At 62.1% G+C, this 25,474-nt stretch carries 20 protein-coding genes and 2 pseudogenes; 10 read left to right on the forward strand and 12 right to left on the reverse strand.

The window, feature by feature from the left end; genetic code table 11:
• Positions 1-712 precede the first annotated feature (712 nt).
• The 5 genes from OC534_RS04060 to OC534_RS04080 all read left to right on the forward strand — a co-directional run bounded on the left by OC534_RS04060 (position 713) and on the right by OC534_RS04080 (position 7,051).
• On the forward strand, positions 713-1,066 hold the full coding sequence (locus tag OC534_RS04060; RefSeq protein WP_239500774.1) for an integrase core domain-containing protein: 354 nt from the start codon (positions 713-715) through the stop codon (positions 1,064-1,066).
• A 482-nt stretch (positions 1,067-1,548) separates the two neighbouring features.
• A complete protein-coding gene (locus tag OC534_RS04065; RefSeq protein WP_262071409.1) occupies positions 1,549-2,718 on the forward strand; it encodes a site-specific integrase in 1,170 nt (389 codons plus the stop codon).
• Between the two features lie 19 nt (positions 2,719-2,737).
• The gene (locus tag OC534_RS04070) at positions 2,738-4,249 is read left to right on the forward strand and encodes a site-specific integrase (RefSeq protein ID WP_049449467.1); all 1,512 of its coding nucleotides are present in this window, start codon (positions 2,738-2,740) and stop codon (positions 4,247-4,249) included.
• Positions 4,246-6,579: a hypothetical protein gene (locus OC534_RS04075; protein ID WP_262071410.1), complete on the forward strand. Its 2,334-nt coding sequence runs from the start codon at positions 4,246-4,248 to the stop codon at positions 6,577-6,579. Before OC534_RS04070 ends, OC534_RS04075 begins: the two co-directional genes overlap by 4 nt.
• The gene (locus OC534_RS04080; RefSeq protein WP_005409644.1) at positions 6,572-7,051 is read left to right on the forward strand and encodes a hypothetical protein; all 480 of its coding nucleotides are present in this window, start codon (positions 6,572-6,574) and stop codon (positions 7,049-7,051) included. Before OC534_RS04075 ends, OC534_RS04080 begins: the two co-directional genes overlap by 8 nt.
• A gap of 37 nt (positions 7,052-7,088) precedes the next feature.
• On the opposite strand, the gene OC534_RS04085 is transcribed toward OC534_RS04080, so the two are convergent.
• The 5 genes from OC534_RS04085 to OC534_RS04105 form a co-directional block, all read right to left on the reverse strand.
• The gene (locus OC534_RS04085) at positions 7,089-7,712 is read right to left on the reverse strand and encodes a histidine phosphatase family protein (protein ID WP_164125348.1); all 624 of its coding nucleotides are present in this window, start codon (positions 7,710-7,712) and stop codon (positions 7,089-7,091) included.
• A 22-nt stretch (positions 7,713-7,734) separates the two neighbouring features.
• Positions 7,735-8,736, reverse strand: a complete 1,002-nt coding sequence (locus tag OC534_RS04090) for a restriction endonuclease (RefSeq protein ID WP_005409646.1) — start codon at positions 8,734-8,736, stop codon at positions 7,735-7,737.
• A 19-nt stretch (positions 8,737-8,755) separates the two neighbouring features.
• Positions 8,756-9,670 (reverse strand): type ISP restriction/modification enzyme, encoded by a 915-nt coding sequence (locus OC534_RS04095; RefSeq protein ID WP_262071411.1) that lies wholly within the window; start codon positions 9,668-9,670, stop codon positions 8,756-8,758.
• On the reverse strand, positions 9,589-13,680 hold the full coding sequence (locus OC534_RS04100; protein WP_262071412.1) for a type ISP restriction/modification enzyme: 4,092 nt from the start codon (positions 13,678-13,680) through the stop codon (positions 9,589-9,591). The genes OC534_RS04095 and OC534_RS04100 overlap by 82 nt, the downstream gene beginning before the upstream one ends.
• A gap of 131 nt (positions 13,681-13,811) precedes the next feature.
• Entirely contained in the window at positions 13,812-15,287 is a 1,476-nt protein-coding gene (locus OC534_RS04105; RefSeq protein ID WP_049450194.1) for a hypothetical protein, read from the reverse strand.
• Positions 15,288-15,458: 171 nt separating this feature from the next.
• On the opposite strand from OC534_RS04105, the gene OC534_RS04110 reads away from it, so the two are divergent.
• Complete coding sequence (locus OC534_RS04110; RefSeq protein ID WP_262071413.1) at positions 15,459-16,046, forward strand: hypothetical protein; 588 nt, start codon at positions 15,459-15,461, stop codon at positions 16,044-16,046.
• 524 nt (positions 16,047-16,570) lie between these two features.
• Here OC534_RS04110 and OC534_RS04115 read toward each other — a convergent pair.
• Both OC534_RS04115 and OC534_RS04120 read right to left on the reverse strand, forming a co-directional pair.
• Positions 16,571-16,990, reverse strand: a complete 420-nt coding sequence (locus OC534_RS04115) for a hypothetical protein (RefSeq protein WP_005409650.1) — start codon at positions 16,988-16,990, stop codon at positions 16,571-16,573.
• A 54-nt stretch (positions 16,991-17,044) separates the two neighbouring features.
• Positions 17,045-17,371, reverse strand: a complete 327-nt coding sequence (locus tag OC534_RS04120) for a helix-turn-helix transcriptional regulator (protein WP_262071414.1) — start codon at positions 17,369-17,371, stop codon at positions 17,045-17,047.
• A gap of 102 nt (positions 17,372-17,473) precedes the next feature.
• Between OC534_RS04120 and OC534_RS04125 the strand changes: the two genes are divergently transcribed.
• Complete coding sequence (locus OC534_RS04125; RefSeq protein WP_262071415.1) at positions 17,474-17,803, forward strand: hypothetical protein; 330 nt, start codon at positions 17,474-17,476, stop codon at positions 17,801-17,803.
• A 20-nt stretch (positions 17,804-17,823) separates the two neighbouring features.
• Here OC534_RS04125 and OC534_RS04130 read toward each other — a convergent pair whose 3' ends face one another.
• The 3 genes and pseudogenes from OC534_RS04130 to OC534_RS04140 form a co-directional block, all read right to left on the reverse strand.
• Positions 17,824-18,207, reverse strand: a complete 384-nt coding sequence (locus tag OC534_RS04130; protein WP_080052373.1) for a TatD family hydrolase — start codon at positions 18,205-18,207, stop codon at positions 17,824-17,826.
• Positions 18,208-18,234: 27 nt separating this feature from the next.
• Positions 18,235-18,957: pseudogene (locus OC534_RS04135) on the reverse strand (IS3 family transposase); the annotation flags it as partial.
• Between the two features lie 38 nt (positions 18,958-18,995).
• A pseudogene (locus OC534_RS04140) lies at positions 18,996-19,316 on the reverse strand (integrase core domain-containing protein); the annotation flags it as partial.
• A 92-nt stretch (positions 19,317-19,408) separates the two neighbouring features.
• Between OC534_RS04140 and OC534_RS04145 the strand changes: the two are divergent.
• Complete coding sequence (locus OC534_RS04145; RefSeq protein WP_262071416.1) at positions 19,409-20,551, forward strand: IS110 family transposase; 1,143 nt, start codon at positions 19,409-19,411, stop codon at positions 20,549-20,551.
• 385 nt (positions 20,552-20,936) lie between these two features.
• Here the strand turns inward: OC534_RS04145 and OC534_RS04150 are convergent, their stop codons facing one another.
• On the reverse strand, positions 20,937-22,631 hold the full coding sequence (locus OC534_RS04150; protein WP_262071420.1) for an IS3 family transposase: 1,695 nt from the start codon (positions 22,629-22,631) through the stop codon (positions 20,937-20,939).
• A 258-nt stretch (positions 22,632-22,889) separates the two neighbouring features.
• On the opposite strand from OC534_RS04150, the gene OC534_RS04155 reads away from it, so the two are divergent.
• On the forward strand, positions 22,890-23,156 hold the full coding sequence (locus OC534_RS04155) for a hypothetical protein (protein ID WP_062167480.1): 267 nt from the start codon (positions 22,890-22,892) through the stop codon (positions 23,154-23,156).
• A 510-nt stretch (positions 23,157-23,666) separates the two neighbouring features.
• On the opposite strand, the gene OC534_RS04160 is transcribed toward OC534_RS04155, so the two are convergent.
• Positions 23,667-24,410: a LemA family protein gene (locus tag OC534_RS04160; RefSeq protein WP_197430085.1), complete on the reverse strand. Its 744-nt coding sequence runs from the start codon at positions 24,408-24,410 to the stop codon at positions 23,667-23,669.
• Positions 24,411-24,557: 147 nt separating this feature from the next.
• Between OC534_RS04160 and OC534_RS04165 the strand changes: the two genes are divergently transcribed.
• Entirely contained in the window at positions 24,558-25,280 is a 723-nt protein-coding gene (locus OC534_RS04165) for a VIT family protein (protein ID WP_062167478.1), read from the forward strand.
• The last annotated feature ends 194 nt before the right edge of the window (positions 25,281-25,474 follow it).

The raw sequence follows: 25,474 nt of genomic DNA on the forward strand, positions 1-25,474 counted from the left end.
GGTGCAGATCCAAACCACGATTGCCTGCGGGGCTTCTCGCACCTGGGTGGTCCCCAGGTCCTCCGCTTGACCCCACTACCCAAAGGTGTCATTGAACGGCTAGCGGCCATCACGGATCAGGCAGTTGCAGAAGTACCGAAGCACGAGATCGAAATGGTGCGAGGTGAGGCTCGCGCTCGGCCGTTCGATTCAATGTCAGTGCCGCCGGCTAAAGATCGCACGTTCCTTATCGGTCCTTATGGTCGGTCGGAGAGCGGTCATGCTTGGCTCAGCCTGGCGGTAGTGGACAAGGAGCTAACCATTGCCTGTGGAAACGCGCTACTGCACTTTTCTGAGAAACTCCGCACATCTCTCGACCTGCATCTGTCTCTGCAGGCGACCGTGGCGTCAGTGCTGGGTGCCATCGACGGTCGCAGGCACCTTGTGGACGCAATGATGGCTTGCGTGTGCCGAGCTTATGACCAAGGTCTTAGAACGAGGCTGCGCCAATCCGGGCAGGAGATGAAGGAGGCGCAGGGTAGCACTTTGGAGGTTCCACTGATTGAGCTGCACATCCGCGATGGCGCGATTGCAAAGGTCCAGGTGGCGTGGGCTCCCTCCCCCTCGGCAAGAAGGGCTCCGAGCGTTCCGTCGCTCCGGGCTGTTCACGAGACATCGCCGCGGTCAACGCCGAGTTCGGGCCAAGAAACGGACCGGGACGGTGTGTAATGACGTGGGCGCCATCAGTATTCGATCCCGATCCGCAGATGCGGGGCTTAACGGGCCGTGGCGGCCAGGCGAGGATGGCGAGGATGGCGAGGATGGCGAGGCTCTTATCACACGCTACGGCACGCTGGGGCGTGTGAAGGAGCCATTTCTGCTTCGCTCGGACAACGGCCTAGTGTTCACCAGCCGCGATTACACCCGGCTGGTGCGCAGGTACGGCCTGAGGCAGGAGTTCACCACCACGCACCGCCCTCAGCAGAACGGGATGGTGGAACGGGTAATCCGGACGTTGAAAGAGCAATGCGCGCATCGGCATCGCTTCGAGAGCCAAACCCACGCCCTGCGGGTGATTGTTGACTGAATCGCCTTCTAAACCAACAGCGCCCGCATCAGGCGCTGAAGATGATAACCCCGGATGCGGCCTATGCCTGTACATTAACCGCATGACCTGAGCAGAAACCTGTGGGTCATTACACGACGGGCCAAGGGGCCGCGGGACAGGAGGCGCCGTCGGCCTACATCAGCAACTCAACTTAGAGGCTTCTGGGAAATCTGAGGCGCATTGTCCGGATTGCTGGCAAAAGCGAGGTGCCTTTTCCGTAGTTCGCGGATCACGGGGCGCCTTCTCCGTAGTTCACGAAATACGGGGCACATTGCTCGTAGTTCGAACTACGGAAAGTTGAGTCAATAATTGCCACCACGCCATAAGAATCAGCGGCTTACGGATGGGGCACATTGACCCCGTCAATCAATAAATGGTACAAATCATGTTGCTCTCTCCAAGAGTTCCTTGTGCTTAGACTGCTGAATGATCCTCAAGTCCCGAGCTCACTCCGAGGCGCATTGATTGTCGATGATCGCTACAGGCTGCCGCGCTACTGGGCCAGCGTCTGGACATCGATGTCGAGTTCTGAGCTTGCCGCATCCACTCAGGTCAAGCGGCTACGCTATGTGGAGAACCTCTACGCCCACGCAGACAGCCTATTTGGAACCAGTTCTCTAGACGATGCATTGGGCGACCTGGATGACGTACGGCTTGCCGAGATTCTTGAGTCTTGGTTCATATCCATCCGAAACCAAGCCTACGTAGGGTCCGCCGACGAGACACGTTGGAGAACCGGGTTGTCCTTCGTCACGGCCGTAGTCACTTGGCTGTCGAAGACAACCCTGCCAACGGATCGATTACGGCATATCGAGGGTCGGCTGCATCGCCTGTCCAATCTCTATGGGCAGCTACATGTGCGAAAGAGCAAGTACGCGAGCCAGATCCGTTCACTGCCGGCCAGCGTGGTTGAAGTGTTATACGAAATGTTGGACCCAGCATCTGCGACCAACCCATTCCCCAGAACGCATACCAGGTGGCTAACCTTCGTGGCCTTCTTGTTGATGCTTCACCAGGGCCTCCGGCGCGGTGAGCTGATGCTCCTCACGGCGGATGTTGTCAAAAGCGGATTCGATGATCGTCAACAACGACCCCGGCACTGGTTGAACGTGTCGGAAAGCAAGTATTCCGATGACGAGGTTGATCCACGGTATTCGCGACCCAGCATTAAATCTGCGGATTCCGTTCGTCAACTGCCAGTGAGCAACACGATTGCTGCGTTGGTGCAAACCTACGTCGAGAACTATCGAGGAAAGCCAAGTCACGCCTTCCTGTTGAACACGCAGCAGAACACGCCGTTGTCAACGGAGTCTTTGACGAAGATGTTCGCAAAGATCTCCGTGAGCCTCCCACGCGCTGCCCTTAAAGAGCTAACGGACAGAAATCAGAAGACGACCATAACACCCCACGATCTGCGTCATACATGCGCCGTGGTAAGACTGAATCAGCTGCTGCAGCAGGGTGATCCAATGGAAGAAGCGCTCCAGAAGCTCAGGGCGTTTTTTGGTTGGTCCAGAGAGTCACAGATGCCAGTTCGCTATGCCCGGGCAGTGTTTGAAGATCGTCTCTCGTCAGTCTGGAACGACGCGTTAGACGAGAGAGTTTCCGTTCTAAGAGCGATCCCCTCCTAGGCCTCGCTTGGAGCGCGACATGGCTAGAAATGAAAATATTCAATGGCAGCTGGAAGCTGGGGCTTGCGAAATAGTTGCTCAACTACCGTCGTTGCCTCCGGTGATTCGGTACTACGACGATTTCGACGGAAAGCAACGATCAATTCGAGATCCAGCCAATGCCAGATGTTTTGCGGTTCATATCGATGGCCGGGTTGTGAAAGTTGGCTTTGATCATCTGTCCGAGCAACTCGCCTTGTTGATAAAACACGTCTTCTTGTACCTCCTGGGTGAAGGCCTGGCTCCATCGTCGGCAAGCAAGTACGCCCGTGGCAGCAAGGCAATCGGCGAGGCAGAAATCGTCAGGTTGTTGGGGGTAGCACCAACAGGAATAGGATCATTCTGGGCGACATTTTTTGCACGCGACCTGCCGGCGGAAGCGTACGCGTGCGCGAAATCTATCCTGCGACTGCTATGCAAATATCGACTCAACCAATGGGCTGACTCCTATCACGGTGTGATATCCGCCCTGCCCCTTCCCTTCAACGACAAGTACGCCGTCGTCCGGTCTGGCGAAGCGTTTCTCTCGGTGGATGATGAAGCGGCGGTAGTTCGTTTTTTGGACGAAGCGGCAATCCAGGCCAAAGCGTCGTCGCTGACCCTCGAAGATGTGCAAGACGCAGCGATGCTGCTGTGTGCGTACCAGTTCGGGATGCGACCGGTTCAGATCGCAATGCTCACGTTTCGTGACGTCAAAGTTCGTCACGAATCCGTCGACATGTTCGCTTCCGTCCACATCACATTCCGCATGGCGAAACAGCGGAGTTCTAGTGCCGCCAAGCCGCTGCTTAGACGAGTAAAACGCGAGTGGACACCTCTTTTCGTCGAGATCGAACGGCGCTTTCAGGTTGATGGCGATGACGCGGGCGCTAGGGTGTTCGGCGCCACATCCGCAAATGAAGCAAGTCGTCGCATCAGCTCCCTACTCCGCGATCTGCTCGAGCTTGGCGCGACTGCCGTCAATCTACGACATACAGCCGCTCAACGCCTCGTTGACGCCGGCGCAAGCCAAGAGGAACTGGCCGAGTTCCTTGGGCACTCGGATATGACGACTGCGCTCGTGTACTACGAAACATCGGCCAACCAGGCTGAGCGGGTGAACAAAGCCCTGGGAATCTCCGAGATCTATCAGCGCGTGGCTCGCATTGCCCACAATCGTTTTATCGGTCCAGAAGAACTCGCGCAATTGAAAGAGTCCCAGCAGATTGGCGGAGCGCCACATGGTGTTCCGATCGCGGGGATCGGTGGGTGCACCTCCGGGCAGGCTGCGTGTCCCTACAACCCGATCTTGTCCTGCTACGGCTGCAGGAAGTTCATGCCGATTCACGACGTTCAGATGCACTCGAGAGTTCTAGCCGACTTTCGGGATGTGGCGCGGTTTTTCCACGACTCGTCTCGTGGCGACGCGGTTTCGCCGGCCTATCTACAGCTTGAACGGACGATCGCAGAGGTTCAGGCAGTGGTGGTTGAGCTCGAAGGTACGCCGTCTTGAATCCCCACTTCGCCGCTTTCATCAAGCTCGGAATGGAACTGGCCGCGACGCATGGGGTTCCTTGGGGAATTCCTCTGGACCAGAGCGGCACGGCGATCAAAGGGTACGACTGGGACCTCACTGCGCTTGCAGGAGGCGTTGCACCTAAGCATCGCTTGCGCCACTTCAGTTCGGAACCTTCGGCACTTGATGCGCTCAACGCAGCCCACTCTTCGAACGGGCTACCGGTTCTGCATGCGCGCACTTTTTCGCCCGCATGGCAAGACCTCATCAAAGCTGCCGTCATGGAACAGCTGTTTGTTCGCCGCAACTCGTTCGGTCACATCGCCAACAATGTGGCACGCCCCTTGCGCGTGATCGCTACATGCGCGGGGGACGCTGAGCCGTGGAGTGTCACCGTCGACGAGATGGCTCTCGCGGTTCGCACCGGCAACAGCATCCAGGCGTCGGGCAAGCTTGGCGACTTGATCGCGGGTCTGACCAAGGTGGTGTTTGATGCCAACCATTTGGCCGATGTGGGGCCGCTCTACCCTGCCCTCGCCGCCGCACGTCTCCAGCCTAGAGCCACTCGGCGGTCCAAATTTCTCAGTTCTCAAGCGGAGATTCGGCACAACCTGGAAGATCGCAAGCGCGCTGAGCGCCTACCAGAACGTCGCGCGTTCTGGGAGTTGGTCCGGATCGTTATGACCGAGCAGCCCCTGACCTTCATGGACGAACTGCGCTTTGCGGCCATTCGCATCATGATCTTGACGGGCTTCCGAATTGGTGAGGCCACGCTCCTCCCCGCTGAGTGGCGGACGGACCGGCACTATTACGACTCGAAGCAGCGGCCTGCAGGGGAGCTAGGTGGCTACTCCAAATCGCTCATGATTCGGCACTTCGCCGAAAAGCAGCAGGCAAAGAATGCAGATAGCAAGGTGCTAGTCGCCAAGACTCACTACGTTCCCCAGATGTTCGAGGAGATCGTGAGCGAGACCCTGACCCGTGCTGAGGCAATCACAAATCCGCTACGAAGCACGCTGAGGAAGCAAACTGAAACAGGGCGCGTTCTGCCAGACTTTGCGCTCGGTGAGCTGGTGCCGACCACGCAAATCTACTCTCGCCTTTCCGGAAACGCCTTCTGGCTAGACCTGGCCGAGGACAAGAAACAGTATTGGATGCAGAAGTGCCGTCAAAACTATTCCGCTGATTGCTTCGACGAGCTCCAGAAAGTTCAAGAGAGCTTGAATGCCAGTCTTCAAGGTGAAATGAGTGCGACCGCTCGCATGTACTTTCGCCGGATGGCGGGATTCGAGGGCAAAGATGGTGGCGCATTGGTGCTGAGAGACGTCGAAGGCAGGGCGGTCTCACCCAACGGCAAGCGCGACATGAGCAAGGTCTTCGTAAGAATCGGAGATCTTGAAAGTTACCTTCGTGTCGCGGCCAGCTCAAAGTTGCCGGACACCGAGCTTTTCAGTCTGACCGATCGCAGCTTTGCTTCCTGGGAATTCCTTTTCCTGCATCCGAAACGGTCCCTAGCCGAGGAGCGAAACAATGGGGTCTGCGATGTCACCCGATACATCTCCGTTGGTCGGCCCGATACAAGCTTGGTCAATCTTTCCCTCGGCGAGCAGAAGTCCCGCGACACGCTTTTCAAACGGTATGGGCAATCTGACGACGACAAGGACCTGGTACTCACCTCCCATACCCTGCGTCACCTACAGAACACCGAGCTTTTCCGTCTCGGCGTAGCCGACACCGTCATCTCCAAACGCTTCAATCGCCGCAGCGTGGCCCAAAGCTACGAGTACGATCATCGCAGCTTGGCGGAAGAGTTGGATCAACTCGAACTGCCTCCAGACGTGGAAATGGCACTCGGCGAGAAAGCCAGCACTGTCGCGAAGATGATCCAATCCGGCAAAGCCAGTGGTCCAATCGTGGATGCGTTCAAGAAGATCCAGAGCGCGGAGGGTGACACCGCAGCGTTCGAGTTTCTGAAGGTCGAAGCCGATGGCTTTCACGCGACTCCATACGGACATTGCTTGAACAGCTTCACTGTCGATCCGTGTCCAAAGCATCTGGAGTGCTTCTCCGGCTGCCGTCATCTGTCGGCAACCAACTTGCCGGAGAACCGCCGTCACCTGCGGACGCTCGAACTCAAGTTGGCCGCGGCTGTCGAGATCGCAGAAGCCAGGCCATCAAAGAGCATCGGCCGCACGAACCAGATTCAACATGCCAAGGTCAGACTTGACGGCGTGCGCACGCTCCTGGCGACCAAGGAAGGCGATAAGCCATTCCCTGATGGTCCCGACCTCTCTCTTCCTCGCCGCAGCGGAGTCATGGATGGATAACGACAGCTTGCAACAAGCCACACGCGATTGCGATCCGGAAATGCGCCGAGTGCTGGACGACCTGCTATCGCGCGACGAGGACATCACCGCGCGGGCGGTTGCACGCTTGCATCCGCAAATCAAAGCCGCATCATCGATCACCCGCAGCAAAGAACGCAGCCGCATGCTTGCGCAGTATCAGGAGCGGCAAGCCGAATTCCGTCGTTGGCGAGGCAGGCCTGGAAAGCTCTCTGGTGATGCCGCGGCCAGCGCCCTGGCAGATCGCGATGTGCGCATCGCCGAGCTTGAATCGCAGGTCGCTCTGCTCACGGCATCCCACGTCGCGATGATCCGCGCAGTAGGCGAACTGGGCGGCTTCAGCAAGTGGGCACAGTTCTATGAATCGTACAGCGGCTCAAGGGACCAGCTGGCGCAGCTGGGCGCGCTGCCAGAAGCAACGGTGGAGTCACTTCCGCAGCGCAGGCCAAAGTAATCGGCGATGCTTCGACCGCGGTGCGGAAGCGTGTGATTCACGCGAATCTATTGAGGAGTAACCACTGAGCGGGCGCCAATTCCTCAAGCGCGTAGACCGCGCCGTTGGGCAGCGGCAGGCCAGTCTGGAAACGCCGGAAGCGGCGCATGTCATCACTGGTGTCTGCGCCGAACCCCAACAGCTTCCACGCCACCATGCCGATCCAGATGCCGTGACCGAAGCAGACCGTTCCGTCGGGTAGCAGCGGGAGCCGGTCGGTCATGAACGCGGATGCTCGGCTCGCGAACTGCCCGAAGCTTTCGGCCTGCTCGCCCATCTGCTTTGTGGGATCACCCTCTTTCCAGAACGCATCGGCGATCGGGCGCCGTTGGTCTTGGTCCATGCCGGCGATCAACACCGGGTCGATCATGTCGAATTCCTGCAGCAACGGCTCCTGCTCGATCTTGACCTGCCTTCGCTTGGCGTAAGGCTCGGCGGTGTCCAGCGCCCTGATAAAGGGCGAGGCAAGAATCCTGGGGGGCTGAGCTGGCAACCGAGCCGATAGCGCCTCTGCCTGCTTGCGCCCCGCTTCTGTTAGTGGAATCAAGGCATGGGGCATGGTGATGCCACCCGCATTGGAGACACTTTCTCCGTGGCGTACCAGATAGATGGAGCGATGCATCAAATTCGCAGCCCTGCCATTGTTAGTCCGCCTCCAGCACCTGCGGCACGTAGATGCGGCGCAACGGCAGCAGGCCCTTGTGGCGTGAATCGAACTGCTCGTAGTGGGCGAAGATCAGGTCCACCAGTTCATCTCCGTCGATCAGGCGCAGGTTGCCCTTGCCCTGTTCGAAATTGCGGCAGGACGGGCTGTAGCTGCCCAGGGTCACGAACAGCCCGTATTCGCCGTGGGACAGCTTGCCGTACAGCGCCGACACGTCCTTGTCGGTCACGGTGTTGGGGCTGCTCTTGACCTGCACCTTGATGATGGGCGGCTCGATGCCCAGGTGGTCCTTGTGGGCGATCACGTCCACGCTGGGCTCGTTCACACGGGTCTTGCGCGCGTGGTAGCCCATGCACTGCAGCAGGTGCACCACGAAATCCTCCAGCGGCAGGCCCTTCAATTCCTGCGCCAGGCGCTTGAGCACGAAGTCGCGGGTGGTGTCTTCCATGTCATCGGTGACCAGGCTCACCGAATGGTCCTGGTCCACCGGCAACGGAGGTGCGGACTTGCCGCCCACCGCCGCGCGGAATTCGTCGGCATAGCTCTTGACCTGGAACAGGCTGAGCGCCGAGCCGATTTCGTACAGCGCGCCCTGGGTGAACTGCAGGCGCGGCACGTGGCTCAGCCATTGCACGCTGCGGCGGTGCGGGTACCCGTGGGTGGCATCGGCCACATGCTGGTACGGGCCAGTGACGCGGCCAATGTGTACCTGCTTGTCCTGCTTGGAGGGGTACACCACCAGGTCACCGGCCTTCATCTCGTGCAGGAACCGGTAGGGAATGCCGGACACCGTGGCAATGCCGCCCTTCTTCGCATCCGGGTAGGCCTGCACATAGCACTGCCGGAAGGCGTCGCGGTCGGCTGCCAGTACGGACAGGTCGCCCATGGCGTCCCAGCCGATGGCAATGCAGCCTTGCTTCAGGAACAAGGCATCGGCATCGCCGGTGCGGCCTGCGTGGATGCCCCACACCACTTCATTCATAGGAATGTCCTTGTGGGGGTCAGCCGTCTTCACGGATATCCAGCGGTGGCAGCGCAGCGACGATCTTCTGCGTTTCCAGGCTGACGGTGACCACGCGCTGGAACAGTTCCAGCGGGTACTTCGGGTTGCCCATGGTTTCGATGGCCCAGTCGTTGGCGTCGTTGACGATGCCGCTGGCCTTGTCCACGCGCAGGGCCTGGCGTTCCATCACCCAATCCAGCGCGGCCTTGCCGTTGACGATGTAGCCCCATGCGGTTTCGGGAATGTCGCGCAGTGTGATTTTGCCGTTGTAGATCACGGTGCCGCGGTCGTTGACGGACTTGCCGGTGTCCGGGTCTTTCTTCTTGGCGAACTTCATCTTCTCGACGCGGTAGTCGGCATCCAACAGCTTGCCCTTGGTCTCGATGGTGAGCGGGTACTTGTCCACCGTTTCGTAGTTCAGGTGCAGCGCGGCGAGGTCGCGGCCGGCGCGGCTGAAATGCCAGAAATCCTGTGCCGTGCGCACACGCGGGATGCGCGGCAGCTCCTTGCTCAGGTTGTCGGCATAGCGTTCGCGGTAGTCGGGGGAATGCAGCAGGCCGTAGATGTAATAGAACAGGTCTTCCTTGCTGATCGTCTCGCCCGGATAGGCGGACTGGAAATGCGCGAGGCCGGCATCGGTGATGGCCTCGCGTCGGCGTGGGCCATCATTGGGAATGCTCGCGAACAGGCCGTCATCGGATTGTTGGGCGGCTTCATCGTAGAGATAGAGCGGAAAACACTGGCCCTTCTCAATGGTGTCAAGGGACGGTATATGGCCAGAAATAATCGCGGAAAATCCAGATCGTGCTCCAGCTCCGCTTAGCTGAATTACTACGTTTTTGCAGCAGCATCTGGGAAGATGCGCGGCATCTGCAGCACCATCTCGTTGAAAGTCCGATTGAAGTACAGCCATTGTTTGGTGAACGGGCGATACAGGCTGGGAACGATGCACTCGGCATCGAATGTGTAGGTGCGATTCTTGGTCAAGTTCTGCTTGAGCGCGCGAGTCCAACTGATGCGGAGTGGGTCGCTGTCAATGAATCCGTCCACGCGCTCCTGCCGCGCCTTGGTGTCCAGTCCAATATGCGCGGCATCGAAGCGCGCCACTTCGGCGTTGTAGAAGCCGATCATGTTGCGCATGTTTTCCGCAAGCTTGGCCTTGCTATGGCTGTAGGCCCAGGCATCTCGGTTGGTGGCCACGCCTAGCGAGAAGTTGTCGAACATCTTGGACGCGTCGCCCTTCTTGTCGCCCAGCGAGATGAAACGCCCGAAGCTGTCATCGCGCTGCTTCAGCCAGTCGCCATGCGCATCCGGGATGATGTGCTGCCATTCCTGTTCGGGAATACCGTCGACGCTGGCATAGGCTTCTATCCTGCCCAGCTTCTCATCGCGGCTTAGATCGTCACCAATATCGTGGTAGTAGACGTGACCACGCTGATTGGCTTCAGGATTTCTGATCAGAAGTGAGATGGCAATGCCCGCCATGCTGCCGCTTCCGAAAATGTTCTGACCTTCCTTCGCTTGTCCTTTGCTCAGCATGTTCTTGCGGATATCGCCGCGGAGATTGAATACATGCAGGCTGGAGAACTCGGCCACTAAGCAGCGCCGCACCCCGTCCATGGCGGCCTTCTCTAGATAGCCACCATTGGTGACGAAACCGATGATGCCGGCATTGCCGATGCGGTCGCTGGCCCAGCGGATGGCACGGACGTAGCTGTCGTAAAGCCCCTTGGACAACGCCGCGCCTGAGCGTGCGGCATAGGTTTCCGCGATGCGTGCATCCAACGCCGGATAGCCGATGTTCTGATTGTTGTCGTTTTGGCTGCCTTGTCCGATCGAATACGGCGGATTGCCTACAATCACGCGAATGTCGAGCGTCTTCTGCCGCCTGCGCCGCTGGCTGTTGTCCACCAGCAGCGCATCGACCAGATCCTCCTTCTCGTACATCTGGAAGGTGTCGGTCAGGCAGATACCCTCGAAGGGCACGTAGTCGCCGCCGGCGATGCCGTGATACGTGGCCTCGATATTGATCGCGGCGATGTAGTAGGCCAGCAGCACAAGTTCGTTGGCGTGGATCTCGTGCCGGTACTTGTGATCCAGCTCTTCCGGCTTGATCAGGCCGGACTGCAGCAGACGGGTGATGAAGGTGCCGGTGCCGGTGAAGGGGTCGAGGATGTGCACGCCATTGCTGCCGAGGGTCTGCCCGAACTCCTGCTCCAGCAAGTGATTCACGCTGTGCAGGATGAAGTCCACCACTTCCACCGGGGTGTAGACGATACCCAGGCGCTCGGTCATCTTCGGGAAGGCGTTGCGGAAGAACTTGTCGTACAGCTCGACCACGATCTTCTGCTTGCCGGCGGCGCTGTTGATGCCTTCGGCGCGCAGCTTCACGCTGTCGTAGAACGCCTGCAGGGTGTCGGCTTCCTTCTCCAGGTGCAGTTCGTCGAGTACGTCGAGCACGGCCTGCATCGCCTTGGACATCGGGTTGTGGCTGGCGAAGCTGTAGTCGGCGAACAGCGCGTCGAACACCGGCTTGGTGATCAGGTGCTGGGCCAGCATCTCGATGATCTCGGCGTCCGAGACCTTGTCGTTGAGGTCGTCGCGCAGTTCGTTGGCGAAGGCGCTGAAGGCTTCGCGGGCCTTGGCCTGACTGGGGTCTTCCAGCAGCGCCTTGATACGGTCGATGTGGGTCTGCGCGATTTTGGCGATGTCGTTGGCCCAGTCCTCCCAATGGTGGCGGTTGCCGCACTTCTCGACCACTTTGGCGTAGAGCGCGCGCTCGACTTCGCCGATCTCGAACTCGAATTCGCTTTGCACTTCGGCTTCGTAGCCGGGCTGGGCTTCACCGATACTGTGCCTGCTCTTGGCTTTGGCCGCCTTGCGGGCATTGCCGTCCAGCAGCCGCGCGGTCTTGCGCTGCACCGTGTCGGCGACGGCGACGACTTCCATCCGGCTGCGGTCCGGGCCGACGAGGTCGAGCTTGTTGACCATCGCGTCGAAGCGGTCGTCATGGCTGCGCAACGCCTGCAGCACCTGCCAGACCACTGCATAGGTGCGGTTATCGTTCAGCGCTTCGTGCGGCTCGATGCCGGCAGGGATCACCACCGGCAGCACCACGTAGCCGCGCTGCTTGCCCGGGGCATTGCGCATCACCCGGCCGACCGACTGCACCACGTCCACCTGCGAGTTGCGCGGAGTGAGGAACAGCACCGCGTCCAGCGCCGGCACGTCCACGCCTTCGGAAAGGCAGCGCACGTTGCTCAGCACGCGACAGGTGTCCGGTGGCGTGGGTGCCTTGAGCCAGTCAAGCTTCGCTTCCTTCTCGCCGGCGTTCATGCTGCCGTCGACGTGCTTGGCCTCGCAGGTCATGCGCGCGGCGTCTTCGATGTCCTCGGCGTCCTGGTAGGCGTCCACGACCGCCTTGAACATGTCGGCGATTTCCTTCGAGCTGACCTTGTGGGTCTTGCCACCCCGGCTGGGCTCGATGACCTGGCAGAACGCGACCGCGCGCTTCATCGGTTCTGCGCTTTCGCCGGCACCCTCGTGGATGCCGAGCTTGGCCAGCGCCTTCCAGCAGCCGACGATCTTGGCGGCATCGTCCACGCGCAGGCTGTTGTTCTCGTCCTTCAGCAGAGTCTGGAGGCGGCGATTGATGTGGCTTTCCTCGACTGCCAGCACGATGACCTTGTAGTCGACCAGCAGGCCGCGCTTGACGGCTTCCGAGAAGGTGATGACGAACAGCTGTTTGCCGTACCAGGCCTCGTTGTCCATCGAGTACAGCGCCACGTTGTCGCGCTCGGCCACGGCCTTGGCCTCGTTGCCGTAGATGCGCGGGGTGGCGGTCATGTACAGGCGCTTGCCGGCGCGGATGTAGGCGGCGTCGTGCACGCGCACGAAGGCGGATTCGTCGTCGCCTTCGAAGGTGGCGCCGGTGGTGCGGTGGGCCTCGTCGCAGACGATCAGGTCAAAATCGGCCAGCCCCTGCTGCTGGGCGTCGTGGATGACCTCGATGGAGTGGTAGGTGCTAAACACCACGGTCATGTGCGCGTTGTCGCTGCGCGCGGCGACACCTTTGGCCAGTGCGCGGGCGTCGGTGGTGGCCGGGTAGCGCAGTTCGTGGGCGAGGGTCTGGACGGCGTCGTCCTCCTTGCGGCCCTTCTTCTTGCCGACGTCGCTGTCGGAACACACCGCGAAACTGTGCAGGGGAATCGCGCTTTCCTGGGTCCACTCGGTCAGCGTCTGCTGCAGCAGCGACAGGCTGGGCACCAGGAACAGCACGCGGCCGCCCTTGCCAGCCATGCTTTCCGCGATCTTGAGACTGGTGAAGGTCTTGCCGGTGCCGCAGGCCATGATCAGCTTGCCGCGGTCTGCGTCCTGCAGCCCGGCGGTGACCGCCTTGAGCGCGGATTGCTGGTGCGGGCGCAGGGATTTCTTCGCCTTCAGCGCGACCGGGGCGTTGGGCTGGAAGCGCGACCAGTCGATCTGGCTGGCTTCGAGATCGTGCAGGGTGATCTTGCTGACCGGCGGCTGCTGGTCGATCAGCGCGTTTTCGGCATTGTCGGACCAGTGGTCGGTGCTGGAAACGATGACCCGGTGCGCGAATGGCTTGCGGCCCGAGGCGGTGAAGAAGCTGTCGATGTCCTTCTTCTGCAGCCGGTAGTCCGGGTCGTAAAACTTGCACTGGATGGCGTGGATCGCGCCGGTTCCGGCTTCCTCGGCGACCAGGTCAATGCCGTCATCCTTCGCGCTGAAGCCGTGGGCGGGCGCCCAGTCGGACCAGGTCCAGACCTTGGCATACAGGTCGCGGTAGGTGGCCTCGTTGCGCAGGTAGGCCAGGATCAATTCTTCGAAGTAGGTGCCCTTCTCGCGCTCGGTCATCGAGGACTGGCGCAGGGTGTCGAGCAGAGTCTCAAGTACGGTCACAGATTCCGGATCCTGGCAAAACGGTGAATCGAAGGAAGAAAGGGGGCGACAGGACTCCCACGCCATTTGAAATCAATGACATTCATGGCATCGCGTGCCCCCTCCAGACCTCGATTCTAGGTGCCGCCGGCTCAAAGGGCGACAAGCGAGGATGATCGGTCACCGGAATCGTTGCCCGGATCCACGTAGGCGACCGGGTGCCAGCCACCGGCGGGCGGTGGAAGGACTTCGCACTCGCCCCTGGGCGCCGGCAGTTGTCGGATGACCCGGGCGGACTCCAGCCTGTCGACGAAGTCGTTGACGGGCGTGTAGAAGTTCGGAATCCGCTCGTTCTCTTCGTCGGTGAAAACCCAGTAAGCCAGCCTTCTCTTGGCGAACCCTGCGCGCTGGGCCTCGGCGCGGGCGGCGTACTGGGTGACGAAGAGCCTGTACAGCGCCCTCTCTGGGTAGAAGCTACGCCGGACCCACGCGGCGACGTCCCTCTGGTTGAAGCGATCACCCGGGGACCGCTTTGCCACGAAGTGGTCATGGGCCAGGAGCTGCCAAAGAACCGGGTCCACTCCGAAGATCCAGGCATCTTCATGGGCTCGAAGGCAGGCGGACCGAATCGCCGCTGGCACGGCGTCCAGGAGCTCGCTGACGCGGTCTTCCGCGCTGACCCGATACTCGCGCAGGATCCGCTCGATCCGCTCAGGCGAGGTCAGTTCCATGAGATGGCCCAGGTCCTCAGCGTGTCTCGCACGCTCCTGGCGGCGCATGTAGGCCTTCCGGCCCTCCTTGTCCCTGGTCTCCTGGGCCTCGCGTTCCTTGCGGGCCTGGGCCGCCTTGGCCATCTGCTCCCGCAGCTGTGCGATCTGCTGGTTCCTCGCCGCAACCTGCTCGTCCAGTTCCTGCTTGGAAGCCCCCCACTCCGCTACCGCCTCGGGACAGGAGATCCAACTGCGATTGGCAGCGTCATCGAGCACGGCGTGCTCGAAGGCGGCCAGGTCGTGGGGAGTGTCGCGGTGCAGCTGGGACAGGTCGATCTCGACCATCCTCCGGCCCTGCGCCTGGACGCGCGCCGCCTTGATGTCGCCAACGGCATGGGTCACGCGGATCTCGATCAGCAACTCGCCCACCTCATCCCGGGCAACGACATCGGGCTTGTAGCTGCCCAGCGATCGCTCGATCTCGATGTCGCGCAACGACATGCTGCGGCTCGGCTGGTCGACCTTCCGCCCCCAGTGGAGCCGGCCATCGTCGTCACGGGCATGCGGCGGGTTGGGCATGTCGATCGGGTCGCCGGTCCAGGCCGGGATCACCAGCCGCTGGTGGTCTGCGATCAGCTGCTTGGCCCGTTCGTGAATTCCGGTTTCACGACCCGTCTGGCAGCCGGTGTCAGTCAGGTGGGCGAAGTGGGGGCGCTTGCGGCGACTCTCCTTGGCCTTGGCCGACAGCGGGGCATGGCACCCCGGGCAGATGCAGCCGCACGCCTTGCCTTTGGACACCTCGCTGGGGGCCCAGACACGGCCATCCTTCAGGCCAAACGGGACGCGGAACCCGCCACGCCGCGCCAGCGGGTTGCCCGACGGATTGCGAAGTGAGAACGGCTCTGGGATGGTGTCCATGGCGCTTTCCTTGATCGGAGGGAAAGCAGAAATTCGCGGCAGGCCATGGACGCAAACAGATCTAAACCCGCCCAAACGGGTAATCCACAGGTTGAATCCCTCCAATTGGCGCTTGAATGGCTGGATCGGGAGGGGGGACAGCAGCGCAATGCCCGGGTCCTTCGGGAGGTCATGGACACGACCCTGACCGCCATCTCGCGCGGCGAGCCGCCCCCCGAGACGGACACCACTACCCTTCGGGCGCTCTTTCAGCAGTTGGAAGGAACTGGCGATGGCCAGTCCAAGGTATTCCGGGCGGCCGAGCTGGGGAACTGGTGGGAATCGCGACAGGAACAGCTTCGACAGCGGTGCGCTCAGGCAGGCTCTGCCCTTACCCCTTACCTCGTGGTCAAGAAAGGGGGCGGCCGTGGCCTGCCCTCTCGGCTGTCTTTCGATTTCCGCCCGACGCCCGAAGCGGAGCCCGAGGAGGACGTCGCGCCACCAGAGGCCGATCCGACCAAGATCCGCTACCAGATGGATCCAGCCAAGCCAGCGCTATGGCTCCGGCTGTTGGTGGGCAGCCGGCCATTCCCGGTGCAGTCCTGGCGCGGCTACGTGCTTATCGGAACCGCGGCCTTGAACATGGTGCTCATCGGACTCGTCTGGTTCTGGCTGTACACCTCATGGAGCCGTGGCCACGCGGTGACCACCGCGACACTGGCCCAGCTCGGCCTGGTGATGCTGGTGACGGCCGGCTCTGGTGGTTGTTGCGGCCGGTGATCCTTCTGCCCACACAGCGGGTAACCATAGCGGAGCCCTCGTTCCTGGCGCTGAGCGAGCTCTACGGTCAGCTCCGCACCATGCCGGCGCCAGGTCGAAAGTTGAAGTCCCGAGAGTTCTCCGTCGTGCGCCACTGGGGCACGTGCCCGATCTGCTCGGCCGAGGTGGATCTGGATTACGGACGGGCCGCGTTTCCTGACCGATTGGTTGGTCGCTGCCATGATGCGCCGCTGGAGCACGTGTTCTCGTTTGACCCGGTGCGCCTTGTCGGGCGGTCATTGCTTAACGCGCAAGATGCAGGCTGAAGGAGTGGGCTCAGCCGCCCTACCCCGATAAACGTCCCCTAATCGCGTATGGCTGCATCATGTGGCAGATGGCCTAATCGGTACATCGGCCACATACGGTGTCGATACTTGACAGCCGCCCAGTGTCCATCCGGTTGGCATCTTTCCGTATACCACCCCGATCCAACGGCCACCGTCTACCGGATGCAGATGAAGCTCGTTGGACCATTGGACAGGGAATCATTTGGATCCTGGCTGCCCATCTTCCATCCTCCCATTTCGCGGCGCGGGGCCGGGCCAAAGCCCTCGCTCGAACGCAGGATTCAAGAACTGGGACAAAGCTTCGATCTGCTCGCCAGACAATGAAGCCCGCACTTCCTTGGCTATGCGTGCGCGCTGCTGCTCCGGCAGTTCTTGTGGCGCACTAGCGTCGTCCGGATCGGGCTGACCGGTTCCGGCACGTTGCAGCGGCATCGCTGCGCGAGCCAAGTCGTTTAGCAGGAAATGTAACACCTCGTCCTCTACTCGGCATTCCGCAAGGACACGCTCGCGGATGTAGTCAGCGAGTGATCGGCCTTCTATGCGGGCGGACTCGACAAGCTTGCGCTTCTCCTCGGAGGTAAAAGCGACCCTCACGGATTCGTTCCGAACGTCAGGCATTCACGTCTCCCGACTCATCGTCCGACTGGAAGGCGCGCACTGCCGGTTCGGCCGTCACTTGCTTGTGGCAGTTGACTGCTCGACCTGCTTCACCAGATCGCGCTTCTGCGTCTTGCTGAGATCATTCCAGCGTAGGAGCAGCTTGGCCAACATTTCGTCCTCGGTGTACAAGAACGCAGCAGGGACATTCAAGGCTTCCGCAAGCTTCTTCGCCGTCTCGGCGCGAGGCTCATGCACGCCGCGTTCGTACTGGTTGACGCGAGGGCTCGCCACTTCAGGCTCCATACCGGCCAAAACGCCAAGCTGAGCCCGGGAAAAACCCGCGCGCTTGCGGGCTTCGGCCAGTCTCCGGGCAAAGATCGGACGCGAGGTGTCGGACACTGGGCCCCCTACGGTTGGAACCATAGGATGGCGCAAGCGTCCACGCTTTCACACTAAGATATACTTAGTATCCGGTCAAGTCTTCAAGGATCCAACTGCTTCATGGGCCTCTATCTGGTCGCACCTGAGCACGGCATAGCCCTCGAGGTCCCGATCTCGGAGTCGGACGAGCGCGCCCTCGTTCGTCAATGGGCCCGGTTGCGAGAGGCGACCGCGCGTGAGCGATTCAACATTAGGCTTGGCAAGCACTTGACCAGCGCACTGTCTGAAGCCTTGGACTGGGACATAAAAGCACCAACTGATGCCCAGATGGCTCTGGCATCGGTGCTTGCCCAAAAACTAGCTACGGATGTGCAGCCCGGGGCATTGTCCTCCCGGTTGGAGATGTCACTCTTCATCGACAAGGCGTCTGCTCGCCTCCGCGACGGCTGACCGTGCGCTCGGAGGCACTTCTAGAACGGTGCCGAGCCTAAGCGCATCAGATTCTCAGCAAGTTGCTGCTCTGCTTCCGCGGGCTGCACTGCCCACACAGCACTCAATCCGAGTACGGCGAACGACGCCTCCCACGGAAGAATAGAGCGGCCATCAAATTGCGCAAACGGACCATCGGATTCGGTGAGCACCCTCTCCCTTGGCATGCGATCCACCAGAGCGCGTCCCTTTGAACTCCCTAGCATCGCTGGGCCCACACTGAACCAGCATCCCTGCTCCACCGCCTTGTCGACCTCTTTCGCCGTACCACTGAACCAATGAAGGATAGGAATTCCAGCGCTCGGATGCCCTGCCAGCCGACTCAGAACGTCTTTGCTAGCGCGGCGGCTGTGTAACGAGAGGATCTTGCCCCCTGCATTGGAGCAGGGGTTCTACCCCGAAATCACGGACGGTTGTGAAAGAGCTTGGAACTCCCGATCGCGCCTGGCGACTCTTCGCCGCATCCTCGGGTTATGGAACCGCTCGACGTATTCGAACACATCAGTCTTCGCTGCATCGAGTGTCAGGTACTTCGTGCGGTAGATCCGCTCGCGCTTGAGCACGCCGAAAAACCCTTCGCAGGCCGCGTTGTCGCCGCAGTGTCCCACCGCGCTCATCGAACAGACCAGGCCGTTTCTCGACAGATACCGCTGGTAGTCGCCGCTTCGGAATTGACTGCCGCGATCGGAATGCAGGATCACCGGCTCCGCGCCTTGCCGCTGCCATACCGCCATCTGCACCGCCCGGATCACCATGTGCCGGTCCTGCCTGTGGTGCATCGACCAACCCACCACGCGCTGGTCGAACAAATCCAGCACGATGCATAGATACAGCTTGCCTTGTCCTGTTTTGATCTCAGTGATGTCGGTGACCCATTTGGTCTCCGGCTCCAGTGCGGTGAAGTCCCGCTCCAGCAGGTTGCGCACGCCCGGAGGCGTGAGCGCCGGCCGTCCGCGCTGACCGCGCCGCTTCGGGCGCGGCCAGCCCTGCAAACCCTCGGCCGCCATCAGTCGCGCCACGCGGTTCAAGCTGGCCGACTCGCCCTGATCGACCAGGTCTTCGTGCATGCGACCGGCGCCGAGAGTGCCACGGCTGTCCTCGTGCATCTCGCGGATTCACGCGGCTGACCTGCCCCCACTGGCCATACCAGTGATTACTGATAAAGCCCGGGGTTGAAGGTTACTGCGTTGTCGGCTTGTTGTGCTCGGTGGTTGGCAGCGAACTGGGCAGGCGGGATTCGACCGCAGCTGCTGTGTGGTCGCACCTGGTTGTAGTCGCGTCGCCAGTCGGCGATGACCTGGCGGGCTTGGGCGAGCGAGGTGAACCAGTGTTCGTTGAGGCACTCGTCCCTGAACTTGCCGTTGAAGCTCTCGATGTAGCCGTTCTGCATGGGCCTGCCCGGCTCGATCAACAGGTGCTTGATGCCGTGGCGTTGCGTCCATGCGATGAAGGCCCGGCTGGTGAACTCGGGGCCGTAGTACATCTGGAAGCATCCCCAAGACGTGGGCAGCCACCGTCTCCAAGGTCATCCTGAGGGTTCTCACACACCACAGGAGCTTGCCGACGATGACTGCCCAGCCCAATGCTACGCCTGCGGCCACGTGGGTCGCGATTGATATTGCCAAGCGTCACCATGCCGTCCTGATTGAAACGCCTGACGGCAAGCAGCAGCAGTTTCGGATGGCCAGCTCGATGGAAGAGCACGATCGTCTGGTCGCTCTGCTGCGTGGATTACCCCAGCCTGCCAGGATCGCCATGGAACCCACTGGAGACTGCCATCGAACGCTGGCTTTCCGGCTTCTCACGGAAGGCTTCGACGTTTGCCTTGTCTCATCAGTCGCTGGCGCCCGCTACCGCGAAGCAATGTTCAACTCATGGGACAAGAACGACCCGAAAGATGTCCGCGTGATTCTCGCACTGCTCAAGCAGGGCATGACGCTGCGCTACATTGATCCCTTGCTGGCCGGGCACCACGGATTGCAGGAGCTGTCCAAGACTCACTATCAGATCAGCCTGGCAAGGACGCGACTGCAGCACAGCTTGATGACGCACTATCTGCCGCTGTACTTTCCCGAAATCGAGCGCTACTTCGACAGCGCACATGCGGACTGGTTCGCCCGCTTCATGCTCCGCTTTCCTACTGCGGCATCAATCCAACAGCGTGACTACGAGACGTTCCGCAAGGAGGCGTGGGACCTGGTGGGGCGCAAGGTCAACAAGGCGGCATGGCTACGCGAACTATATGAAATCGCCCTGCGAAGCATTGGCTTGCCTGTCGCCGATGACTCGCTCGAGGTTCAGAGCTTCCGCCTGCAATTGCAGCGCTTCCAGGAGCTGGTCCAGCAGCGCGACCGGCTCGCGGAACAGGCGCACCAGACCCTTTCGGGGCGCCCAGACTATGAGTCGCTGCGTTCGATTCCGGGTATTGGACCTGTGCTTGCACTGACCATTCTGGCCGAGGCTGGCGACCTGCGTCGCTTCGCCCACCATCGCCAGTTCCTGAAGTACTGCGGCCTCGATCTGGCCAAGTGCCAATCAGGCCAATACAAGGGCCAGGAGCGGCTGTCCAAGCGCGGCAATGCGCGCCTTCGCTTCGCCTTCTGGTTTGCCGCCACAGTGGCCATCCGGATGCGGGAGAACAGCTTCCGGGAGAAGTACGAGCGCTACATCCGGAACGATCCATCCAACGCCGACCGCAAAACCGGATAGGTGAACTATTGGGATAGAGGATGTGAACTATTCCACTGCTGAAGCAGCTGCTGGCCGGCCGACAGATGGCCGAGAGGCGCCGTTGGAGTGGTTCCAATCGCATGGTCCTTTCGCAGAGCATGCTTGCACTTCGTCAACTTTGCTTCAAGTGATCGACCGAGCACGTTTCGCTTTCACAGGACAAATCTGCCGGTTCCCCCCCCTTGGAAACCGCCCAGGGCTTTATGCAGCAATCATCCAAGCTTCACGCGGTCCCGGCGCAGGCGGCCGGAGTCGGGGCGTGACGCCCGGTGCAGGATGATGTGGACCGAAGACAGATCGACACACGGATCAGACTGATGAGCCCGCGCATTGCGGTGCGTGTCAAGATAGTTGTCGCCTGATTTCATGCAGCTAGTCGCTTACTTTCATTCTGTTTGCTTTGTGCCGGCACGACCGTGTCTCGGTCGGGATTGAGCGTGACGGCACCGACGCGACTCCAGTCCCTGATCGTGCCGGTCCAACGCTGCGGATGGCGCTGGCGGGCGAGCTCGTAGACCTGAGTGCGGACTTGGAGCTGAGCGGCGTCCTGGCCCGCGTGTCGCACGGCCGGGGCGACGAAGCGCAAGCCGCTGTGCAGGTGCTCGTGGTTGTACCAGTGAACGAACTGCGCGGCCCATGTCCGTGCATCCTGCAGGTCGGCAAAGCCCCGGATCGGGAAGCCGGGGCGGTACTTTGCGGTGCGGAACAGGCTCTCCACGAAGGCGTTGTCGTCGCTGACCCGCGGGCGCGAGTAGGACGGGGCGACGCCCAGCCACTGCAGCATCGCCAGTACCGTGGTCGCTTTCAGGGCGGCACCGTTGTCGCCATGCAGCACTGGTTTGTTGGTCGCTGCATGGATGCCCTCGGCCAGCGCCGTGCGCTTGAGCAGATGCGCGGCATGCTCGCCGGACTCGACCTCGTGCACCTCGTGGCCGACGATCTTGCGGCTGTACAGGTCCAGGATCAGGTACAGGTAGAACCAGCGCCCGGTCACCTGCGAAGGCAGCCAGGTCACGTCCCAGCACCACACCTGGTTGGGGGCGCGGGCCACGTGCGTGGTCGGCTTGCGGCGGGCCTGCGGTGTCTTGGCGCGACCGCGGTGACTGGCCTGCCCGGCCTGGTGCAGGACCCGGTGGAAGCTCGACTCGCTGGCCAGGTAGCGGCCCTCGTCAGCCAACCGCGGCACGATCTGCGCCGGCGGCAGGGCGGCGTATTGCGGGGCGTTGGCCACCTCCAGGATCGCGGCCCGCTCCTGCTCGCTGAGCGCGTGCGCGGGGGCCGGACGCACCGCTTCGGGCCGACCATCGGCACGGATGCCCGCGCTGTCGGACAGGAACACGGATTCATCTTCGCCTTCGAGCCAGCCGCGGCGCGACAGGTGCCGGCACACGCGATGCGCGATGGTGTTGGCGAGCTGCGTCAGTTGCGCAGAGGTGGGGGCACGGGCACGGGCGCGGCGCAGGCGCGGCTTGCGCCGCGGGGGCTCGACGTTCGCGTCGTACACGCCGTCGAGCCACAGCATGTGGAAGTGAACATTCAGGTTCAGCGCGCTGCCGAAGCGCTTGATCAGGGTCACCGCGCCGCATTGCGCGCTGGCGTGGTCGACGCCGACTTGATCGGCTAACCAGCCGGCGATGACGCGCTGCACGATCACCAGCACCGGGCCGATGGCCTCCGGCTTGCTGGCGAACAGGAAGCGCAGCGGGTACGGAAAACTCAGCACCCATTGCCGCACCGGCCGCGGGCCAAACACCTCCTCCACCAGGTGCCGCGCGCTCTCGGCCATGCGCCGCGCCCCGCAGCTGGGGCAGAAGCCGCGCTTCTTGCAGGAGAAGGCCACCAGCCTCTCGGCCCGGCACTGCTCGCACACCACGCGCAGGAAACCGTGCTCGAGCACGCCGCAGCGCAGGTAGGTCTCGAACTCCTCGCGCACATACTCGGGCAGCGAGCGGTCTTGCGCCTCAAGACTTGCGATGAAGTCCGGGTAGTGCGCCTCGACCAGCGCGTACAGCAGCGTGCGCTCGGGAACATGGCGTGCGTAGCTCGGCGCGGCCGCCAGCGCGGTGTTTGCGGCACGGGCGACACGCGGCGCGGCGCGTCCCTCCGGTGCGGTGAGGCACAGCACGGAACGATCCTGCGCATCGACGGCTGCACAGTGTTCCGCGCGGCCTCATCGCCGCCCATCGGCATTTCTCCCGCGCATGGGTAAGACATCGGCGCGGCGCAGCGTAGCAAATCACCTACCTGAGGGCACCTCTAAAAACCCCCGCTCTCGCGCCAGCAGCCCTCAGCAGAGTGCCCCGCTGACGGCATCAGGGTGAGCGACATCGTCAAGGTGAAGGTGCTGGAGGTCGATGTGCCGCGCAAGCGCATCGCCCTGACCCGGCGGCTGGACGACGTGCCCGGCGAGAAGCCGGCACGCGAGGCGCGCGGCGAGCAGCCGCGTGGCGGCCAGGACCGCGGCGGCGGACGTGGACCGGGCGGTCCGCGTGGCGGGCGTGGGCCGGGCGGCAAGCCCGCCACCGCCTCACCGCCGGCCAACAACGCCCTGGCCGACGCCTTCGCCCGCGCGCGCGGGCGCTAGCCGGGGCTCCGACACGGGGCGCCTGAACACCACGCCCCTCGACGGGGTAATCTTCGCTCCCGCATGCGGGAGCGGGCCACGGCGGGGCAATGCACCCGGAAGGCCGGCAGGTCCAGAGGCGCGTTGATGGCGCGGTTGCCCGGATGCGGCCGTGTCCGGCCCGACCCGGCACAGGCCACCGCACCCGTGGGGCGCGAACGCCCTGCAGGGCGGCTTCGCCCACCGCCATCGTTGACTGGACGGGTGCGACTTTCCTGCACGGGAAAGCGCGCACGCACGACCACCCGGCCGCGGGCGCGCGCGCATTCATCACAGACGTACTGGACAGTACAGTATTATGGCCGTGCGCTTCCCCGCGAACCGGCAGCCATCGCTCCCGATGCGTCCCGGCGGCCGCGTCCCCCTTCCTCGAGGTCCGATGACATGAACACCACTTCCGTGGCGCCTGCGGGCGCCAGTACCGGTCGCTGGCCATTGCGCCTGTTCGGCGCGGCGCTCGTACTGATCGCGCTACCGCTGCTCGCCGGCGGGCTCTACCTGATCACCCTTGGCGGCTCCTGGTATTACCTGCTGGCCGGCCTGGCGCTGGCACTGAGCGGATTCTTCTACGTCCGCCGCGCGCCCGTCGCGGCCTGGCTGCTGGCCGCGACCACCATCGCGACCGTGCTGTGGTCGCTGTGGGAAGTCGGCGCCCGCTTCTGGGAACTTCACTTCCGGCGGAGTGCTGAGGGCTTCGCGGCCCTCGACGCCGACATCGAAGAAGTCGCGGCCTTCGAAATTGAACATGCCCGCGATGATGGAACCGGGGAACTGTTCGCGGGACGTGTTGTAGTCCTGAACCGCCGAGTTGTAGAACCGGCGCGCCGCGGCCAGCTTGTCCTCGATGGCGGACAGCTCGTTCTGCAGCTGGATGAAGTTCGTGTTCGCCTTCAGGTCCGGATAGGCTTCCGCCAGTGCGAACAGCTTGCCCAGCGAGGCAGTCAGCATGCCCTCGGCCTGGCTCATTTCAGCCGGCGTATGAGCGCTCTGCGCCGCATTCCGGGCAGCGATCACCTGCTGCAGCGTGTCCTGTTCGTGCTTGGCATAGCCCTTCACGGTCTCGACGAGGTTCGGGATCAGGTTCTGGCGCTGTTTCAGCTGCACATCGACGTCAGCAAAGGCCTGGTTGACCCGCTGCCGCTTCATCACAAGACCGTTGTAAATCAGGATAATGAAGCCAGCGATCAATACGATGACGCCAAGTCCAATAAGCATGTGTGTCCCTCCGGAAAGCCTTACGCATCAACGCCTAACCGGCACCGCCGCCTCACGCAAGGAAAACCCGGGACATCCGGACTGCATCAAGGCTTGACCTGGCCGCCCGGCCTGGCCACCCAGTATATAACGATCAGGAACTGACCCATGGCCGAATCTGCACCGGAATCCGACAATTCCTACATCCACAAAGAACACCACTATTTCCAGCGGGTGAACTGGCTGCGCGCCGCCGTGCTCGGCGCCAATGACGGCATCCTGTCCACCGCCGGCCTGCTGATCGGTGTTGCCTCCGCAGACGCCACACCCGGCGCGATCTTCACCGCCGGCCTCGCGGGCCTGGTGGCCGGTGCCATGTCGATGGCCGCCGGGGAATATGTGTCCGTCTCCTCGCAGGCAGACCTCGAAAAGGCAGACCTCGCGATCGAGCGCGCCGCCCTTCACAGCCATCCGGACGCCGAACTCCAGGAGCTGACCGAAATCTATATCAGCCGCGGCCTGACCCCTGAAACGGCCCGGGACGTCGCCCGGCAGCTGACAGAGCATGACGCCCTGGAAGCCCATGCGCGTGACGAACTCGGCATGAGTGAGATCGTCGCCGCCAAACCTGTGCAGGCGGCGGTCAGCTCCGCCCTCAGCTTCTCCGTCGGCGCCGTCCTGCCGATCATTGCTGCTGTTGCTTCGCCGGCTGGCCTGATCACGCCGGTTGTGGCCGTCGTGTCCCTGATCAGCCTCGGCATCCTCGGCGCCCTGTCGGCCCGCGCGGGCGGGGCCAGCAAGAGCAAGGCCGCCGCGCGCGTCGTGTTCTGGGGTGTCGCTGCCATGCTGGCGACCGGCGTGATCGGGCACCTGTTCGGCACGGTGGTTTAACGCAGCGCTGGCAACGCCCTGTAAACAGACCCCGGTCAGAGATCATTGCATCTGTCCGGAAGATTGAAGGGTATAGGAAGTTCAACCGCCCTTTTTGGCGAGTCTGGCGGGTAGGAAGCGGCCGCGCAAGCGCCGCTTTGGGCACAGATCGGGCACAGATCGGGGGTTCATGCGTGGGTTTTCGACATCGCGGG

The organism is Stenotrophomonas sp. Marseille-Q5258 (assembly GCF_946900935.1).
Taxonomy (GTDB): domain Bacteria; phylum Pseudomonadota; class Gammaproteobacteria; order Xanthomonadales; family Xanthomonadaceae; genus Stenotrophomonas; species Stenotrophomonas nematodicola.